At 65.3% G+C, this 18,156-nt stretch carries 17 protein-coding genes; all 17 read left to right on the forward strand.

Annotation, left to right across the window (positions count from 1 at the left end; genetic code table 11):
• Positions 1-13 precede the first annotated feature (13 nt).
• A complete protein-coding gene (gene nusG / locus QUS11_10865) occupies positions 14-583 on the forward strand; it encodes a transcription termination/antitermination protein NusG (GenBank protein ID MDM7993796.1) in 570 nt (189 codons plus the stop codon).
• An 83-nt stretch (positions 584-666) separates the two neighbouring features.
• Positions 667-1,092, forward strand: a complete 426-nt coding sequence (rplK, locus tag QUS11_10870) for a 50S ribosomal protein L11 (GenBank protein MDM7993797.1) — start codon at positions 667-669, stop codon at positions 1,090-1,092.
• Positions 1,092-1,796 (forward strand): 50S ribosomal protein L1, encoded by a 705-nt coding sequence (gene rplA / locus QUS11_10875; GenBank protein ID MDM7993798.1) that lies wholly within the window; start codon positions 1,092-1,094, stop codon positions 1,794-1,796. Before rplK ends, rplA begins: the two co-directional genes overlap by 1 nt.
• Before the next feature lie 17 nt (positions 1,797-1,813).
• Complete coding sequence (gene rplJ / locus QUS11_10880) at positions 1,814-2,350, forward strand: 50S ribosomal protein L10 (protein ID MDM7993799.1); 537 nt, start codon at positions 1,814-1,816, stop codon at positions 2,348-2,350.
• Positions 2,351-2,409: 59 nt separating this feature from the next.
• Positions 2,410-2,790 carry a 50S ribosomal protein L7/L12 gene (gene rplL, locus QUS11_10885; protein ID MDM7993800.1) on the forward strand — a complete coding sequence of 127 codons (381 nt, stop codon included), beginning with the start codon at positions 2,410-2,412 and terminating at the stop codon, positions 2,788-2,790.
• A gap of 118 nt (positions 2,791-2,908) precedes the next feature.
• Entirely contained in the window at positions 2,909-6,712 is a 3,804-nt protein-coding gene (gene rpoB / locus QUS11_10890; GenBank protein MDM7993801.1) for a DNA-directed RNA polymerase subunit beta, read from the forward strand.
• 2 nt (positions 6,713-6,714) lie between these two features.
• Positions 6,715-11,499: a DNA-directed RNA polymerase subunit beta' gene (gene rpoC / locus QUS11_10895; GenBank protein ID MDM7993802.1), complete on the forward strand. Its 4,785-nt coding sequence runs from the start codon at positions 6,715-6,717 to the stop codon at positions 11,497-11,499.
• Between the two features lie 59 nt (positions 11,500-11,558).
• Complete coding sequence (gene rpsL, locus QUS11_10900) at positions 11,559-11,930, forward strand: 30S ribosomal protein S12 (GenBank protein ID MDM7993803.1); 372 nt, start codon at positions 11,559-11,561, stop codon at positions 11,928-11,930.
• Between the two features lie 36 nt (positions 11,931-11,966).
• Entirely contained in the window at positions 11,967-12,440 is a 474-nt protein-coding gene (rpsG, locus tag QUS11_10905; GenBank protein ID MDM7993804.1) for a 30S ribosomal protein S7, read from the forward strand.
• Between the two features lie 93 nt (positions 12,441-12,533).
• Positions 12,534-14,603, forward strand: coding sequence for an elongation factor G (gene fusA, locus QUS11_10910; protein MDM7993805.1), 2,070 nt, complete (start codon positions 12,534-12,536; stop codon positions 14,601-14,603).
• A 57-nt stretch (positions 14,604-14,660) separates the two neighbouring features.
• Positions 14,661-14,966 (forward strand): 30S ribosomal protein S10, encoded by a 306-nt coding sequence (gene rpsJ, locus QUS11_10915; GenBank protein MDM7993806.1) that lies wholly within the window; start codon positions 14,661-14,663, stop codon positions 14,964-14,966.
• A gap of 159 nt (positions 14,967-15,125) precedes the next feature.
• The gene (rplC, locus tag QUS11_10920) at positions 15,126-15,758 is read left to right on the forward strand and encodes a 50S ribosomal protein L3 (GenBank protein ID MDM7993807.1); all 633 of its coding nucleotides are present in this window, start codon (positions 15,126-15,128) and stop codon (positions 15,756-15,758) included.
• 1 nt (position 15,759) lies between these two features.
• Positions 15,760-16,383 carry a 50S ribosomal protein L4 gene (rplD, locus tag QUS11_10925; GenBank protein MDM7993808.1) on the forward strand — a complete coding sequence of 208 codons (624 nt, stop codon included), beginning with the start codon at positions 15,760-15,762 and terminating at the stop codon, positions 16,381-16,383.
• The gene (locus QUS11_10930) at positions 16,380-16,670 is read left to right on the forward strand and encodes a 50S ribosomal protein L23 (protein ID MDM7993809.1); all 291 of its coding nucleotides are present in this window, start codon (positions 16,380-16,382) and stop codon (positions 16,668-16,670) included. The genes rplD and QUS11_10930 overlap by 4 nt, the downstream gene beginning before the upstream one ends.
• Before the next feature lie 2 nt (positions 16,671-16,672).
• Positions 16,673-17,509 carry a 50S ribosomal protein L2 gene (gene rplB / locus QUS11_10935; protein MDM7993810.1) on the forward strand — a complete coding sequence of 279 codons (837 nt, stop codon included), beginning with the start codon at positions 16,673-16,675 and terminating at the stop codon, positions 17,507-17,509.
• Between the two features lie 2 nt (positions 17,510-17,511).
• A complete protein-coding gene (gene rpsS / locus QUS11_10940; GenBank protein ID MDM7993811.1) occupies positions 17,512-17,778 on the forward strand; it encodes a 30S ribosomal protein S19 in 267 nt (88 codons plus the stop codon).
• A 14-nt stretch (positions 17,779-17,792) separates the two neighbouring features.
• Complete coding sequence (gene rplV / locus QUS11_10945; protein MDM7993812.1) at positions 17,793-18,155, forward strand: 50S ribosomal protein L22; 363 nt, start codon at positions 17,793-17,795, stop codon at positions 18,153-18,155.
• Position 18,156 lies beyond the last annotated feature (1 nt).

The raw sequence follows: 18,156 nt of genomic DNA on the forward strand, positions 1-18,156 counted from the left end.
GCACCGGTCTCTTATGACTGACGGGGTTGTGGCTGCAGAGGAAGGCCGGAACGCGAATCTGAAGTGGTTCGTGGTCCACGTGTTCTCCGGGTACGAACTGAGGGTGAAGAAGTGGCTGGAAGGCCCTCTGGCCCTCAAGTTCCCCGGCAGGGTGGGCAAGAGCATGATCCCCGTCGAGGAGGTCACGCTCACCCGCGGTGCCAAGAGGACCACGAGGGAGAAGAGGCTCTATCCCGGATACGTCTTCGTCGAGCTCGAACTGAACGACGAGATGGTCCTGGACATACGCTCCATGATGAACGTGAGCGGGTTCCCGCCCATGAACCGGAGCTATCCCCAGCCTCTCTCCGACGAGGAGATGAAGAGGATCATCGGCCAGGCCGACGGCAGGGAGACCCACAGGGTGGTCAGGGTGCCCTTCTCGGTCGGCCAGACGGTGCGTGTCGTCGACGGCCCGTTCAACAACTTCTCGGGCGTAGTGGAATCCATCAACCCGGAACGGGGACGGGTCCGGGTCATCTTCACGATCTTTGGCCGCAAGGCGCCGGTCGAGCTGGACTTCGCGCAGGTCAAGCTCGTCTGACGGGGCCGACCGTCCCGCATCCCGGCAGGTAACCCGCCAGCGCCGCAACAGGGGAGGCGCGGAGGCGGCAGAGAGGAGTCCGAATGGCAAAGAAGATCCTGGGCGTGGTGAAGCTGCAGCTGCCCGCGGGACAGGCCACACCGGCACCGCCGGTCGGGCCTTCGCTGGGTCAGTACGGCATAAACCTGCCCGGGTTCTGCAAGGACTTTAATGCCCGCACCCAGGGGCAGGAGGGCCTTGTGTTCCCGGCAGTCGTCACCGTTTATGCCGACCGGAGCTTTACTTTCGAGCTCAAGTCGCCCCCGGCTGCAGTTCTGCTGAAGCGCGCGGCAGGACTCGCCAAGGGATCGGGCGAGCCCAACCGCCAGAAGGTCGGGACCGTCACGATGGACCAGGTCCGCGAGATAGCCCGCACCAAGATGGCCGACCTCAACGCAGCTTCGCTCGAGGCGGCAGTGATGATGGTCAGGGGCACCGCGAGGAGCATGGGGCTGGAGGTGACCGACTGATGGCAGGCGCGAGCAGGCGTTTCGCAGAGGCCCTGAGCCAGGTCGACCGCACCATCCAGTATTCCCTCGAGGATGCGCTGGGCCTCGTGAAGAAGCTGGCCACGGCCAAGTTCGACGAGACCGTCGAGATGGCCATCGGCCTGGGCATCGACCCGAAGTACAGCGATCAGATGGTCCGCGGGACCTGCGTGCTCCCCCACGGAACGGGCAGGACCGTGAAGGTCCTGGTGTTCGCCAGGGGCGAGAAGGCCGAGGAGGCCAGGGCCGCGGGAGCCGATCACGTCGGCGAGGACGATCTGGCGGACAGGATAATGCAGGGCTGGATCGACTTCCAGGTCGTGATAGCCACCCCGGACATGATGAAGGTTGTGGGCAAGCTGGGGAAGGTGCTGGGCCCCAGGGGCCTCATGCCCAACCCCAAGACAGGCACCGTCACGACAGAGATCGGTGAGGCCGTAAGGGAGTCCAAGGGCGGCAAGATCACGTTCCGCACCGACAAGCAGGGCAACGTGAACGCCCCCATCGGAAAGGCCAGCTTCGACCAGAAGGCCCTGGAGGAGAATGCGGTGATGTTCCTCGAGAAGATCATGCAGCTCCGCCCCTCCGGAGCCAAGGGTCGCTATCTGATGTCCGTCAGCGTCTCATCGACGATGGGACCCGGTGTTCACATGGACGTCAACGACGTCCGGGCGCACCTGCGCTAGGCGGAAGGCGGCGGACGGTGAGCATCACGAGAGAACGCAAGGAGCAGGTCCTGGGCGACCTGTCCAGGGATCTCAGGGGCGGCGGTTCGATAGTTCTCACTGACTTCACAGGCATAGACGTGGCCGGGATGACCAGCCTGAGGAACGAGCTCAGGTCGTCGGGCGTCAGGTTCATGGTCGTGAAGAACACGATACTCCGCAAGGTATTCGACAGCATGGAAGTGGGGAGCGATCCGGTGGTCTCCCTGGCACAGGGCCCCACCGCGGTCGCCTGGTCGAGGGACGAGATAATCCCCGTCAGGACTCTCAAGAAGTTCTCGAAGGACCATGACGGCAGGCCCGCCATCAAGGGCGGGTACGTCTCCGGCCGCTCCCTGAGCGCCGCCGAGATGATGAGCCTGGCGGACCTTCCAGGGCGCGAGGAGCTCCTCGCGAGGCTGCTCGGATCCATGAGCGCGCCTCTGCAGGGTTTTGTGAATGTCACGGGCGGCGTCCTGCGCAGCTTCCTGAACGCCGTGAACGCGGTGAAGGAAAAGCAGGAGCAGAACCAGTAGGACCACGTCGGGGCGGGCCCGCGACAAGGGTCCGCGCGGCTACTTAAGGAGAACGAAAGATGTCCGAAGACAAGAAGGCTCTCATCATCGAGACCATTTCCGGCATGACAGTCCTCGAGCTCGCAGACCTCGTCAAGATGATGGAGGAGAAGTTCGGCGTCTCCGCGGCGGCCCCCGTGGCGGCCGTGGCGGCGGCTCCCGCCGCGGCAGCGGCTGCCGTGGAGGAGAAGACCGAGTTCGACGTCATCCTCGAGGGCTTCGGGGACAAGAAGATCCAGGTCATCAAGGTCCTCCGCGAGGCCACCGGCCTCGGGCTCAAGGAAGCCAAGGACCTCGTAGACGGCGTGCCCTCCAAGATCAAGGAAGGCGCCGAGAAGGCGGAGGCCGAGAGCCTCAAGAAGCAGCTCGAGGAGGCCGGCGCTACTGTCAAGCTGCAGTAGGTGCCGGAGTCCACAGCCCCGCAGGCGGGAGAAGGCCATGAGGCCTTCTCTCGCCGTTTGTCCCGGACCGTGTTTGGGGCCCCTTATTTGCTGTAAGAGCCATCGTTAGGAGAGCCAGGTGAACCCTAAGAGACCAGTAAGGGATTACTCGCGCGCGATTCCTGCGATCGAGATGCCGGATCTCCTCGAGATCCAGAAGAAGTCGTTCGACGTCTTCCTGCAGGCGGACGTCCCTCCGGACGAGCGCCTCCCACAGGGTCTCCACAAGATATTCCTCGACACGTTCCCCATAGAGAGCTCCACCAAGGAGTTCTCGCTGGAGTACGTCGAGTACACGGTCGGCACGCCCCGCTGGAGCATTCAGGAAGCCCTCGACAAGCACCTCACGTATTCGGCGCCCCTGAATGCGAAGCTGAGGCTCGTTTTCCGCGGCACCCCCGACGAGAAGAAGGTCTCCAGGATAGTCCAGCAGTCCGTGTTCCACGGCGAGCTGCCCCTGATGACCGAGACCGGCTCCTTCATAATCAACGGCGCGGAGAGGGTCATCGTGAGCCAGCTCCACCGCAGCCCCGGCGTCTTCTTCGAGGAGAAGACGGTACAGCGGGGCCGCAGGGTCTGCAGCGCCCGCGTGATCCCGCAGAGGGGCTCCTGGCTCGACCTGATGCTCGACACGAACGATGTGATCTTCGCCAACATCGACAAGCGCCCCAAGAGGATCCCCATCACGATGCTCCTGCGGTCCCTGGGCCTGTCCACCGATTCCGAGATCCTCTGCAGGTTCTATCCAAAAGTAGAGAGGGATCTCGAAGTCGCCCTGAAGAACCGCAGCAGGGCGGTGGACCTCACTCTCAAGTCCTTCGCCGACGAGATCGTCGATCCCGAAACCGGCGAGATCCTCGCCAGGGTCGACGAACCGGTCGAGACGATCGAGAAGATCGAGAACCTCGTCGCAAAAGGCATCAAGAAGGCCTCCTTCCTGGAGATCAGGAGCGAGAAGACCGACTTCGACGGCATCAGAAAGACGCTGGCCAAGGAGGAGAGCAGCCTCGGAACCGGCCTGGAGAAGAACGAGGACAACGCCACCCTCTGGATCTACGAGGCCCTGAGGGGCACCGAGGCCCCGTCCCTCGACCACGCCAAGAGCTATCTGCGCTCGATGTTCTTCGACTCCAAGAGGTACAGCCTCAGCGAGGTAGGACGCTACAAGCTGAACGAGCGCCTGAACATAGACACCACCATGGACAGGCTGACCCTGTCGGTCGAGGACCTCGTGGCGATCGTCGACAACCTGATCAAGCTCCGCGAGGGCAAGATAACGGCCGACGACATCGACCACCTCGGCAACCGAAGGGTGAAGACCGTCGGCGAGCTGCTGGGGCAGGAGTTCTCCAAGGGTCTGAGCCGGATGGCCCGCACGATCCGTGACCGCATGGGCCACCAGGACCGCGACAAGCTCACCCCGACCGAGCTCGTGAACTCCCGCACGCTCTCGAGCGTCATCAACACGTTCTTCGGCTCGAGCCAGCTCTCCCAGTTCATGGAGCAGACCAACCCCCTCGCTGAGCTCACCCACAAGCGCCGCACCAGCGCCCTCGGCGAAGGCGGGCTCACCCGCGAGCGCGCCGGGTTCGACGTCAGGGACGTGCATCACACGCACTACGGCAGGGTGTGTCCCGTCGAGACTCCCGAAGGTCCCAACATCGGCCTGATCACGACCCTCGCCGTCTATGCCTCGATCAACAGGTTCGGATTCCTCGAGGCCCCCTACCGCAGGGTCATCAACGGCAGGATCACCAACGAAGTCGTGTACCTGTCCGCGGATCGCGAGGACAGGACCACGATTGCCGAAGCCAACACCGCGGTGGACCGGAAGGGCAACCTCACGGGCCCGCTGGTGAGGGCCAGGCGCGCGGGCAACTTCCCGATGGTGCCGCCTTCCGAAGTCGAGTACATCGATGTCAGCCCGCAGCAGCTGGTGGGCGTCTCCGCCGCTCTCATACCGTTCCTCGAGCACGACGACGCCAACCGGGCCCTCATGGGCTCCAACATGCAGCGCCAGGCCGTTCCTCTGCTCTACACCGAGGCGCCCGTCGTCGGAACGGGCCTCGAGGGAAGGGCCGCGAAGGACTCCGGCGCCCTGGTCTCCGCACGCCGTGGCGGCACGGTGACCTATGCGGATTCCGCCATGATCATCGTGCGCGCCGACAGCGACCCGCTCGACTTCAACCGCTACGACACCTACAGGCTCAAGAAGTTCGTGCGCACGAACCAGGACACCTCCATCAACCAGAAGCCGCTCGTCCACGAGGGCGAGACCGTCGCAGCGGGCCAGCCCCTGGCCGACGGCATGGCGACGAGCCAGGGCAGGCTGGCGCTCGGCGTAAATGCGATCGTCGCGCTGTGCCCCTGGAACGGGTACAACTACGAGGATGCCATCGTGGTCAGCGAGAAGCTGATCAAGAAGGACATCTTCACGAGCGTCCACGTGTTCGAGCTGGAGACCCAGTTCCGCGAGACGAAGCTCGGCCCCGAGGAGCTGACGCGCGAGATCCCCAACGTGGGCGAGGACGCCAAGCGCAACCTCGACGCCGACGGGATCATCCGCGTGGGCTCGAGGGTCAAGGCGGACGACTACCTCGTGGGCAAGGTGACGCCCAAGGGCGAACAGGACCAGTCCCCGGAGGAGAGGCTCATCCGCGCCATCTTCGGCCAGAAGGCCGGAGACGTGAAGGACGTGTCGCTTAAGGCCCCCGCCGGCATGGACGGGGTCGTCATAGACGTGAAGGTCTACGCCAGGCGCGACAGGTCCGAGAGGGCCAGGCGCGAGCTCGACGAGAAGACGCAGAAGCTCGCCCAGGCTCACGACCTGAGGAAGTCCAAGCTCTGCGAGGAGCGCGACGCGATACTCAAGGAGCTCCTGAAGGACCAGAAGGCCGTCGACATGGTCGACACGCTGACCGGCGAGGTCGCGGTGCCCGCCGGCCGGAAGCTCACTGCGGCCGTGCTCAACAAGGTCAACTTCATGGAGCTCGACTACGGCAGGCAGATCGTCGACAACCTGGAGACGGACGACAAGGCCAGGCAGGTCCTGCGCCGCGCCGCCCAGGTTCTCGACCGGATGCAGCGCGAATACGAGATCGAGATCGACAAGCTCAACAGGGGCGACGACCTCCAGCCCGGCACGCTCAAGCTGGTCAAGGTGCTCATAGCCAGCCGCCGCAAGCTGCAGGTCGGCGACAAGATGGCGGGGCGCCACGGGAACAAGGGTGTCGTGAGCATCATAGTCCCCGAGGAGGACATGCCCTACCTGCCCGACGGCACGCCCGTGGACATCTGCATAAACCCCCTCGGCGTCCCGTCGAGGATGAACGTGGGCCAGATACTGGAGACCAATCTCGGCTGGGCCGCCAAGGCTCTCGGCTTCGACGCCGTGACGCCCGTGTTCGACTCCGCCCCCAACACCGAGATCAGGAAGCTCCTGTCCGAGGCCGGGCTCCCCGAGGACGGCAAGAGCGTCCTCTACGACGGGCGCACCGGCGAACCCATGGCCAGGCCCGTCACCGTCGGCGTCATGTACATGATGAAGCTGGCGCACCAGGTGGAGGACAAGATGCACGCGCGCTCCACCGGCCCGTACGCGATGGTGACACAGCAGCCCCTGGGCGGCAAGGCCCAGAAGGGCGGACAGAGGCTAGGCGAGATGGAGGTCTGGGCCCTCGAGGCCTACGGGGCGGCCTACACGCTCCGGGAGATGCTGACCATCAAGTCCGACGACGCCGAGGGCCGCTCCAGGGCGTACAGCGCGATAGTGAACAACGAGAACATACCCGATCCGGGCGTTCCCGAATCCTTCAACGTGCTGCTCAACGAGATGAGGAGCCTTGCGCTCGATGTAGAGCTCGTCACCGAGGAGGAGAAGTAGCGATGCTCGAGACGATCTCCCTTCGGGACGCTAAGGCGTTCCCGGCGAACTTCCGCGGGATAAAGATAAGCCTCGCCTCCTCGGACAAGATCAAGAGCTGGTCCGAGGGCGAGGTGACCAAGGCCGAGACGATCAACTACCGGTCCTACAAGCCCGAGCCCGACGGCCTCTTCTGCGAGAGGATCTTCGGTCCGGTGAAGGACTGGGAGTGCAGCTGCGGAAAGTACAAGAGGATCCGCTACCGCGGCGTGAAGTGCGACAGGTGCGGCGTGGAGGTCACCCATTCCCGCGTCAGGCGCGAGAGGATGGGCCACATCGAGCTCGCCGTGCCGGTCACGCACATCTGGTACTTCAAGACCAGGAAGATATCCAAGCTGCTCGACACGACCACGACCGACCTCGAGAGGGTCATCTACTACGAGTCGTTCCTCGTGACGGAGTCCGAGCACCCGTCGCTGCCCGCGGGCACGGTGCTCTCCGACGAGCAGTACAGGGCCGCGCGCGAGACGTACGGCGACGTGTTCAAGGTGAGGATGGGGGCCGAGTCCATCGAGCAGCTCCTCCAGAAGCTCGATCTCGACGAACTGGCCGCCTCCCTGCGCACCAGCATCGCCAACGAGACCACCGCCGCCAGGCGCCAGAAGAACATCAAGAGGCTGAAGGAGATCGAATCCTTCAGGCTGTCGCGCAACGACAACAAGCCGGAGTGGATGATCCTCAGGGTCCTCCCCGTCCTCCCCCCCGACCTCAGGCCCCTCGTGCCGCTGGACGGCGGGAGGTTCGCGTCGAGCGACCTCAACGACCTCTACCGCAGGGTCATCAACCGGAACAACAGGCTGCGCCGCCTGCTCGACCTGGAGGCTCCCGAGGTGATCCTCAGGAACGAGAAGAGGATGCTCCAGGAGGCTGTCGACGCAGTCCTGGACAACAGCTCCAGGCGCAAGCCCGTGAAGGGCGCCGGGATGAGGCCCCTCAGGAGTCTCTCCGACCTCCTCAAGGGCAAGCGCGGGCGGTTCCGCCAGAACCTGCTCGGCAAGCGCGTCGACTACTCCGGCCGAAGCGTGATCGTAGTCGGCCCGGAACTGAAGTTCCACCAGTGCGGGCTCCCGAAGACGATGGCGCTCGAGCTCTTCAAGCCGTTCGTGATCGCCGGCCTCGCGGAGATGAACGAGGAGGGCGTCAAGATGGCGACCAAGCGCGTCGAGCGCATGGTGGCCAAGCGCGGCGAGGAGAAGGACGAGGACGTCTGGGCCGTGCTCGAGCGCGTCATCCAGAACCATCCCGTCATGCTGAACCGCGCCCCGACCCTGCACAGGCTGGGCATACAGGCCTTCGAGCCCACCCTCGTCGAGGGGCTTGCCATAAGGCTCCACCCGCTGGCATGCGCCGCCTTCAACGCCGACTTCGACGGCGACCAGATGGCCGTGCACGTGCCCCTGTCCTCCGAGGCCCAGGTCGAGACACGGATCCTGATGCTCGGCTCCCGCAACATCCTCAAGCCCTCGAGCGGCGAGCCCATCGCGACCCCGAGCCACGACATGGTCATCGGCGTCTACTACCTGACCAAGCCTATCCCGAGCGAGCCCGGCGAGGGCATGGTGTTCTCGAACCTCGAGGAGGTGAGGGGGGCGTTCGACGCCGGCAAGGTGTCCCTGCACGCCAAGATCAAGATCAGGGGCATCAACCGCCTCGCGGAGAAGGACCAGAAGGGCGAGTCCCGCGCGCCGGCATTCTGGAAGGACTTCACGACCGTCGGCCAGGTGATCTTCAACGAGATAGTGCCCGAGGAGATGGGCTTCATCATGGCCAACGCCCAGATCAAGCACGAGAAGACCTTCGGGAAGAAGGGCCTCGCGGCCCTCGTCTCGAGGTGCTTCGAAGACCTGGGCTCGGTGAAGACCGCGGTGTTCCTCGACAACCTCAAGGCCCTGGGCTTCCACTACTCCACGATGGCAGGCATCACCGTCGGCCTGGACGACATGACGATCCCGCCCGAGAAGCCCGAGATCATCGAGAAGACGAGGGCGGCCATATCCGACGTCGAGCAGAGGGCCCGCAGGGGCGAACTCACGGAGGCCGAGCGCTACAACAGGGTCATCGACCTCTGGACGCAGGCCACCGAGGACGTCAAGAACGCGATGAAGACCACCCTCGAGAGCCAGAAGCACGGCCTCAACCCCATCTTCATGATGGCCAACTCCGGCGCGAGGGGCAGCTGGGACCAGGTCAAGCAGCTCGCCGGCATGAGGGGTCTCATGGCCAAGCCCCGCAAGAGGCTGTCCGGCGAGATCGGCGAGACCATCGAGACCCCCATCATCTCCTCCCTCAAGGAGGGGCTGTCCGTCATCGAGTACTCGATCTCGACCCACGGATCGCGCAAGGGTCTGGCCGACACGGCCCTCAAGACCGCCGACGCGGGCTACCTGACGCGCCGCCTCGTCGACGTGTGCCAGGACGTCGTCATCAACATGGACGACTGCGGCACCATCCGCGGCAGGACCATCACCCCCCTCAAGGAGGGCGAGGAGGTCATCGAGCCCCTGGGCGACAGGATCCTCGGCAGAGTCACGGCCGAGGACGTCTTCGACCCCGTGACCGACGAGATCATCTGCGAGGCGGGCGAGGAGATAACTGCCGAACTGGCCTCCAGGATCGAGGAGCACGGCATCGAGACCGTCAGGATCCGCAGCACGCTGACCTGCGAGGCCACACGCGGCCTCTGCGCCAAGTGCTACGGCTGGGATCTCTCCCGCAACCGCATGGTGACGGTGGGCGAGGCTGTCGGGGTCACCGCCGCGCAGAGCATCGGCGAGCCGGGCACCCAGCTCACCCTGCGCACGTTCCACACCGGCGGCGTCGCCGGGCGCGAAGCCAAGGACAACGAGGTCAAGGCCCGCCACGCCGGCACCGTCAGCTTCAGGAACATGTACATCGTCCTCGGCGAGGACGAGAACGGCACGCTGCAGAACATCGCCACGCGCAACGGCCAGATCGACATCCTCGACGGCATAGGCGACGTCCTCTCCTCCTACGACATCGTCGTGGGCTCGGTGCTCTACGTCGAGGACGGCCAGCAGGCCGCCAAGGACGACCTCATCTGCCGGAGCGACCCGTTCATCATCCCGATCGTCGCCGAGCAGACCGGCACGGGTCACTACATCGACATCGAGGAGGAGATCACCCTCCAGGAGGAACTGGACAGCGAGCAGCGCAAGCAGATGGTCATCGTGGAGGACCGCAGCAAGACCCTGCACCCCCACATCTACATCCTCGACGATCACCTAGCGGTGCTCTCCGGCAAGCCCAGGAGGCGCGAGGAGGAGATCCGCAGGTTCGAGGACTACGTCCGCGAGATGTCGGAAACCGGCAGAGGCAAGGCCGTCTTCACATACTCCGACGTCAGCGCCCTCAGGCCCGACAATCTGGTCGACGAGATCGAGCTTCGCTCGGCGTCGTTCGGCATGCCCTTCATCAAGGTGGACCTCAAGAAGGCCGCCTCCGGCCCCTACGGCTCCTTCGTGACTGCCATCGAGGCCCTGCTCGAAGGCCCCGCCGGGAAGTCGAAGAAGAAGGCGGCGAAGGTCCGCGAGGTCCTCGCCGGCATCTCCGAGGGCGTCACCCGCAAGAGCGACCAGGTCGAGACCGAGATCATGGGCGTCCTGGCCGACCTCTCGAAGGATTCCCCGTTCGTCCTGGCGATAGGCGGCCTGGACCGCATCCAGTCGGCATCCCGCCACCTCGCGAAGAGGATCCTCGAGACCGCGGCCGACAACAGGTTCATCCTTCTGGCATCGTTCTCGCAGAGGATGCTCAAGACCGCGGCCGGCCGCGGGAAGCAGCGCGAGAAGCTGACAGACCCGGTGGACGAGTACCTGCATGAGCACATCCTGGGGATGTACCCCATCCCCACCGGCGCGCACCTCAGGGTGTACGACGCCGCAAGGATAAAGAGCGGCATGCACATCGCCAGGATCGAGAAGAAGCTCGGGCAGCGCAGGGACATCACCGGGGGCCTCCCCCGGGTGGACGAGCTGTTCGAGGCGCGCAGGCCCGGCGACGCGGCCTCCATCGCCGAGATAAGCGGAGTGGTCGCGCTGAGCCCGATAAAGGCCGGCATCAGGACCATCACGATCCGCGGCGACCAGGGCCAGGAGTCGAGCCTCAAGATCCCCGCGACGAGGCACATAAGGGTGCGCGAGGGAGACCGCGTGGAGGCCGGCGACAAGCTGACCGAGGGCCCGCTCGATCCTCACGACATCCTGAAGATCAAGGGATCGGAGGCCGTGGAGGAGTACCTCCTGAACCAGGTGCAGGAGGTCTACAGGCTCCAGGGCGTGAAGATCAACGACAAGCACATAGGCATCGTGATCCGGCAGATGATCGCCAAGGCCCGCATAGAGGACCCGGGCGACACCCGCTTCCTCGAGGGCTCCCAGATCGACAGGCTGATCCTGAACCGGGAGAACGACCTGGCGGCGAGGGAGGGCAGGCGTCCGGCCACCAGCGACGTCCAGCTCCTCGGCATCACCAGGGCGTCGCTGGCCACCGACAGCTTCCTCTCGGCAGCGTCCTTCCAGGAGACCAACACGGTCCTGGCCGACGCCGCCGTCGAGGGCAAGGTGGACAATCTCCGGGGCCTGAAGGAGAACGTCATCGCCGGACACCTCATCCCCGCCGGGACGGGCATGAGGCGGTACGCACCGGTGAACCTCGCGCTGCCCGACGGGACCCTCCCGCCCGGGCCGCCCGAGGACGACGATGTTGACGAAGAGGACACGGACGTCTAGACTACGGGCTTCCGTGAACTGCCGGAAGGTCGTACCCTCCGGCGCTGAAAGGAGTTGAGTTGCCGACCATCAATCAGCTCGTCCGCTACGGACGGTCGAAACCCGTGTCGAAGACCAAGGCGCCGGCCCTCACCGGCTGTCCTCAGAAGAAGGGCATCTGCACCAGGGTGTACACCAGCACCCCCAAGAAGCCCAATTCGGCTCTGAGGAAGGTCGCGAGGGTGAGGCTGCGGAACGGATACGAGGTCACCTGCTACATCCCCGGCGAGGGGCACAATCTCAACGAGCACTCGGTCGTCCTCGTCAGGGGTGGCAGGGTGAAGGACCTCCCTGGCGTGCGCTACCATATCATCAGGGGCGTTGAGGACACCTCCGGAGTAGAGGGCAGGCGCCAGAGCAGATCCAAGTACGGGGCGAAGAAGCCCTCTTAGGAACAATTCAAGAATATGGCAGGAGGCGTCTGAAACATGCCCAGGCGTGCGGCACCGAAGAGGAGGGAACCGGCGGCCGACAGGCGGTACGGGAACACTCTCGTATCGAAGTTCATCAACGCCCTGATGTCGGAGGGCAGGAAGCCGGTTGCCGAGAGGATCTTCTACGGATCCATGGACATCATAGAGGAGAAGACCGGCCAGGAGGGCCTGGGCGTCTTCAACAGGGCTATGAACAACGTACGGCCCGTCCTGAAGGTCAAGTCCAGGAGGGTCGGCGGTTCGACCTACCAGGTCCCGATGGAGGTCAAGCCCTCCGAGAGGGACGCGCTCGCGATACGCTGGATCATCCAGTACTCCAGGTCCCGCAAGGGGCATTCCATGGCCGAGAAGCTCTCCGCCGAGATCATGGACGCGGCGAGGGGCGAGAACGCCGGCAGCGTCAAGAAGAAGGACGAGACCCACAAGATGGCCGAGGCCAACAAGGCCTTCGCGCACTATCGCTGGTAACGCTCCCGGACCCCGTCCGGGAGCGCCCGGAAACCACCTGCGGAATCAGCCGGCACCGGATGGCGACATCCGGCGCCCGGCGGGGGACCGGTCATGGGCAGACCTGACCCGGAGACCATCCGGAACATAGGCATCATGGCCCACATCGATGCCGGCAAGACCACGGTGACGGAGAGGATCCTCTTCTTCACCGGGCGGCTGCATCGCATGGGCGACGTGGACTACGGCACAGCCACCATGGACTGGATGCCCCAGGAGCGCGAGCGCGGCATCACGATCACCTCGGCCGCCACCACCTGCCACTGGCGCGGCTGCCAGATCAACATCATCGACACCCCGGGCCACGTCGACTTCACCGTCGAGGTCGAGCGGTCCCTGCGGGTGCTCGACGGGGCCGTGGCCGTCTTCTGCGCCGTGGGAGGGGTCGAGCCCCAGTCCGAGACGGTCTGGCGCCAGGCCGACAGGTACTCCATCCCGAGGCTCGCCTTCGTGAACAAGCTTGACCGCTCCGGCGCAGACTTCGGGCGTGTGATCTCCATGATGAGGGAAAGGCTGGGCGCGAACCCGCTCCCCGTCATGCTGCCCATCGGGCGGGCCGACACGTTCCGCGGCATCGTCAGCGTGCTGGAGGGCAGGGCGCTGCTCTTCTCGACCGACGACCAGGGCGGGGTCGTCACGAAGGCGGACATCCCCGGGGACATGATCCAGGCCTACGAGAAGGCCAGGGAGGATGTCTGGTCCGCCGCGGCCGAGCTGGACGACGGGGCGACGGAACGCTACCTGTCAGGCTCGCTGGGCGCCGAGGAGGTCCGCAGGCTGATCCGGAAGGGGACCCTCGAGGGCAGGTTCGTGCCGGTGCTGTGCGGGGCCGCCCTGCGGAACACCGGCGTCCAGCCCCTTCTGGACGCCATCGTCGACTGGCTTCCCTCCCCCTCCGACATGCCGCCCGTGGAGGGCATCGTCCCGGGCGACGGGCACGGCCTCAGGGAGAGGAACGACGAAGAGCCGTTCACCGCGCTCGTGTTCAAGATACAGACCGACGACCACCTGGGCCGGCTGGCGTACATGCGGGTCTACTCGGGTTTCGCCGCCGACGGGGACACGGTCCTGAACAACAGGACGGGGAAGAGGGAGCGCCTCGCGAGGCTCGTCCGGATGCACGCCGACAAGCGCACGCACCTCGACGAGATAGCCGCCGGCGACATAGCCGCCGTCGGACTCCGCAACGCAGCCACCGGCGACACCCTCACCGACATGGACCACCCGTTCTCCCTCGAGTCGATGAGGTTCCCCGAGCCCGTGATGCAGATGGCCATGGAACCCGAGAGCACGAAGGACGAGAAGGCTCTCGAACAGGCTCTCTCGGACATGACCGGCGAAGACCCGACACTCAGGGTGTCCACCGACGAGGATACCGGCCAGACTCTGATAAGGGGGATGGGCGAGCTCCATCTCGAGATCGTGGTGGACAGGCTGAGGAGGGAGAGGAGGCTCTCCGTGAAGACCGGCAAGCCCCAGGTCTCGTACCGGGAGGGCATATCCCGGCATGCCGAGGCCGATGCCGTCTTCGAGAGGGAGATAGCCGGGAAGCGGCACTACGGCCAGGTGAGCCTCTCGATGGATCCGGCCGAGAACGGGATCTCGATCGAGGCATCATCGGGCCTCGCCGTGCCCGATGTCTTCGTGGAGGCGGCCAGGGCGGGCGTCGCGGGCTCGACGGGCGGCGGCCCGCTGGCGGGCTTCCCGGTCGACGGCGTGATCGTCCGCATCACCTCCATGAAGCTCCACGAGACGGATTCGACCGAACTCGGGTACTCGTCGGCCGCCGCGTCGGCCGTCAGGCAGGCGCTGCAGGCCGCGGCCCCCGTATTGCGCGAGCCCGTGATGAAGCTCGACATCATATCCCCTCAGGAGTATGCCGGAGACATCATAGGCGACCTCGGATCGAGGCGCGGGAGGGTCACTTCGATGGAACCCGGGTGCGATGCCACGGCCATATCGGCCAGGGTACCCCTTGCGGAGCTTTTTGGCTATACTACCGCCCTGCGTTCCCTGACCCAGGGTCGCGCAGGGTATTCGATGCAGCTCCTCGAGTACGCCGAGGTGCCGCCTGCGGCGGCACAGGCGCTCATGCAGAGGATGGGCATAGCGATCAGGCAATGACCGCCGAGCCGCGTCCGCGTGGCGCGGTGCCGGGTCTCTAATCCGGGAGTGTTCGGAGTGAACGGAGCCAAGCTGAGGATCAGACTGAGGGCCTACGACCACCGTCTACTCGACAGGTCCGCCCAGAGCATCGTGCGCGGAGTGAAGCAGACGGGCGCATCCGTCGCAGGACCGATCCCCCTGCCCACCCGGAGGACCCTGTTCACGGTCCTCAGGAGCCCGCACGTGGACAAGAAGTCGCGCGAGCAGTTCGAGATGAAGATCCATTCCAGGCTCATCGAGATCGAGGATCCCGGCGAGCAGACCACCGAAGTGTTGCGACAGCTCGACGTCCCCGCAGGGGTGGACGTCGAGGTGAGGTAGCCGGGAGGCATCCCGGCTCCCTACTGACTGGTCCGGCACAGCCGGACTAAGAGTATCCGGGGCTCGGCCGGTCGAAGGCGGTTGACCGGCGGCCCGTGCAGAACAGAAACGCTTGTCCCTCCGCCTAGAGGGGACTTCAGCGACGGGAGTGGAGAACCGATGAGCGGTCTCATGGCTCGCAAGGTGGGCATGACCCGTGTCTTCAGGGATGACGGGAAGGTGCTTCCGGTCACGGTACTGGAGGCCCGCCCGTGCCCTGTCGTCCAGGTCAAGACCGTGGACACCGACGGTTACGAAGCCATCCAGATCGGATACCGTCAGCAGCGGAAGAGCAGGCTGTCGAAGCCCGAGATCGGGCACCTCGACAAGGCCGGCGCCCCGCCGGTCTCGTGCCTGAGGGAGATCCCGGCGATCGAGGGCAGGGAGGTCGCCCCCGGCGACTTCATCGACCTGTCGATCTTCCTGCCGGGGGAGAGGGTGGACGTCACCGGCCTCACGAAGGGCAAGGGGTTCCAGGGATGCGTGAAGCGCCACGGCTTCTCCGGCGGCGACAACGCCCACGGATGCAAGTCCAAGAGGGTCCCGGGCTCGATCGGCCAGCACACCACCCCCGCGGAGGTCAGGAAGAACAGGCGCATGCCGGGCCGCAACGGCTACGAGAGGATCACGGTGAAGAATCTCGAGGTCGTCGGAATAGATCTCGAGAACAACCTGCTGCTCCTCAAGGGCGCCGTCCCCGGCTCCCGGAACACCTACCTCCTCGTCAGCAAGAAGAGGGGAGGAGGCAGATAACATGCCCGAAGCCAGAGTGTACAACATGAAGGGCGAAGAGGTCGGCACCGTCGATCTCCCCGAGGAGATCTTCGGCGTGAGCGTCGCGACCCACGTCCTCTGGGAGGTCACGAGGGCCGAGATGCTCAACGCCAGGGCGGGCACGGCCAGCGCCAAGGACCGGAGCGACGTGAGCCTCTCCGGCGCGAAGCCCTGGAAGCAGAAGCACACGGGGCACGCCAGGGCCGGCAGCTTCCGCTCCCCGGTCTGGGTCGGCGGCGGCGTCGCCCACGGACCCCACCCCAGGACCTGGTCGCTCAAGATCAACCGCAAGGTCAGGCGCAAGGCCGTGGCCGGCATACTCAGCGAACGGCTGTCCGAGGGCAACCTCAGGCTGCTCCGCGACCTGTCCTCCACCGGGAAGACCCGCGAAATGGCGGACATGCTGAGGAATCACGGCTGCAACGGGCGGCGCACGGTCATCCTGGTAGGGGATGCCGACGACACCGTTCTGCGCGCCAGCAGGAACATCCCGAGGGCCGTGGCCATCAACGCCCGGAGCGTGAGTCTCTCCACCCTCGTGAACTCCGAAGTGGTCCTCCTGTCCGAGACCGCGGTGGACCTCCTGAAGGAGAGGGTGATATGATGGACGCAAGGCACGTCATCCTCACGCCGCTGGTCACGGAGAAGTCGACCCAGCAGCGGGAGGCCCGCAACAGCTACAGCTTCCGCGTGCCGCGAACCGTCACCAAGCACGACATCGCGCGCGCCGTGGAAGAGGTGTTCGGCGTCAGCGTCCTGGCTGTCCACACGATGAACATGCAGGGCAAGAAGAAGCGCATGGGGAGGAACCTCGGCAGGAGATCCTCCTGGAAGAAGGCCATCGTGACCCTGGCCGAAGGCCAGTCGGTCGAGTTCTTCGAGGGGGTGTAGGCATGGGGACCAGGAAGCTCAAGCCGGTGACCCCCGGGTGCAGGTTCACCATCCTCCCCGACTTCGCGGAGATCACCAGGAAGACCGGCGAGAAGCCGCTCATGGAGTCGCTGAAGAGCAAGGCGGGGCGCAACAATCTGGGGCGCGTCACCTGCAGGCACCAGGGCGGCGGCCACAAGAGGCGCTACAGGAAGATCGACTTCAAGCGCAACAAGTTCGACATTCCCGGCTCGGTGAGGTCGATCGAGTACGACCCCAACAGGTCGGCAAGGATAGCCCTCGTCGTCTATCCCGACGGTGAGAAGCGCTACATCCTCGCCCCCGAGGGCCTGGCCGTGGGACAGACCGTCCTCTCCGGGAACGACGCCCCGCCCGAGGTGGGCAACCATCTCCCGCTCGGCAGGATCCCCCTGGGCACCATCATCCACAACGTGGAGCTGAGGCCCGGGTACGGCGGCCAGATAGCCCGCAGCGCGGGGGCCGGAGTCCAGCTCCTGGCCCGCGAGAGCGGGATGGCCACCCTCAGGATGCCCTCCCGGGAGATGCGGATGGTCCCCCTGACCTGCATGGCCACCATCGGCACCATCGGCAACGCGGATCATTCGAACATCAGGATAGGCAAGGCAGGCCGCTCCCGCTGGCTGGGCATCCGGCCCAGCGTCAGGGGCGTGGCCATGAATCCCATCGACCACCCCATGGGCGGCGGCGAGGGCAAGTCGAGCGGCGGGCGCCATCCCTGCTCACCCTGGGGCCAGCTCTCCAAGGGTCTGAGGACCAGGAAGCACAAGCAGTCCGACAAGCTCATCACCAGGCGCAGGCCGACCGGCGGGAGGAGGTAGCCATGGCCCGTTCCCTGAAAAAGGGCCCCTACGTCGACGCCAGGCTTGTCGAGAAGGTTCTCGCGATGGCCGGTGAAGGCGAGAAGAAGGTCATCAGGACCTGGGCCCGCAGGTCGACGATTCCGCCGGAGTTCGTCGGCAACACCTTCGCTGTCCACAACGGGCGCAAGTTCGTACCCGTCTATGTAGTAGAAAACATGGTCGGCCACAAACTCGGCGAGTTCTCTCCCTCCCGTACGTTCCGCGGCCACCGCGAGAAGAAGAAGTAGGGGGGGCGACGAGAATGGAAGCTTCCGCAAGGGCCAAGTTCGTGAGGGTCCCTCCCAGGAAGGCGAGGCAGGTTGCGGACCTGATCCGCGGCAAGTCCGTGAACCAGGCGCTGTCGATCCTGCTGACGGTTCCCAAGAACGCCTCGAGGGAGATAGAGAAGACCCTGGATTCAGCCGTGGCCAACGCCGTGCACAAGGCCGAGGGCGCGAAGCTGGACATAGACGAGCTCAAGGTTTCCGAGATAGCGATAGACAACGGACCGATCGTGAAGAGGATAAGGCCGAGGGCGCGCGGCAGGGCCAACAGGGTGCGGCAGAGGCTCTGCCACATCTCCCTCACGGTCAGCGTGGGCTCCCAGGAGCAGAAAGAGGGCTGAT

The sequence above is a fragment of the Candidatus Fermentibacter sp. genome, assembly GCA_030373045.1.
Taxonomy (GTDB): Bacteria; Fermentibacterota; Fermentibacteria; order Fermentibacterales; family Fermentibacteraceae; genus Fermentibacter.

Coding starts and splice junctions, on each gene's coding strand:
- nusG (MDM7993796.1), top strand. CDS start 14: ATGACTGACGGGGTTGTGGCTGCAGAGGAAGGCCGGAACGCGAATCTG.
- rplK (MDM7993797.1), top strand. CDS start 667: ATGGCAAAGAAGATCCTGGGCGTGGTGAAGCTGCAGCTGCCCGCGGGA.
- rplA (MDM7993798.1), top strand. CDS start 1,092: ATGGCAGGCGCGAGCAGGCGTTTCGCAGAGGCCCTGAGCCAGGTCGAC.
- rplL (MDM7993800.1), top strand. CDS start 2,410: ATGTCCGAAGACAAGAAGGCTCTCATCATCGAGACCATTTCCGGCATG.
- rpoC (MDM7993802.1), top strand. CDS start 6,715: ATGCTCGAGACGATCTCCCTTCGGGACGCTAAGGCGTTCCCGGCGAAC.
- rpsG (MDM7993804.1), top strand. CDS start 11,967: ATGCCCAGGCGTGCGGCACCGAAGAGGAGGGAACCGGCGGCCGACAGG.
- fusA (MDM7993805.1), top strand. CDS start 12,534: ATGGGCAGACCTGACCCGGAGACCATCCGGAACATAGGCATCATGGCC.
- rplC (MDM7993807.1), top strand. CDS start 15,126: ATGAGCGGTCTCATGGCTCGCAAGGTGGGCATGACCCGTGTCTTCAGG.
- rplD (MDM7993808.1), top strand. CDS start 15,760: ATGCCCGAAGCCAGAGTGTACAACATGAAGGGCGAAGAGGTCGGCACC.
- QUS11_10930 (MDM7993809.1), top strand. CDS start 16,380: ATGATGGACGCAAGGCACGTCATCCTCACGCCGCTGGTCACGGAGAAG.
- rplB (MDM7993810.1), top strand. CDS start 16,673: ATGGGGACCAGGAAGCTCAAGCCGGTGACCCCCGGGTGCAGGTTCACC.
- rpsS (MDM7993811.1), top strand. CDS start 17,512: ATGGCCCGTTCCCTGAAAAAGGGCCCCTACGTCGACGCCAGGCTTGTC.
- rplV (MDM7993812.1), top strand. CDS start 17,793: ATGGAAGCTTCCGCAAGGGCCAAGTTCGTGAGGGTCCCTCCCAGGAAG.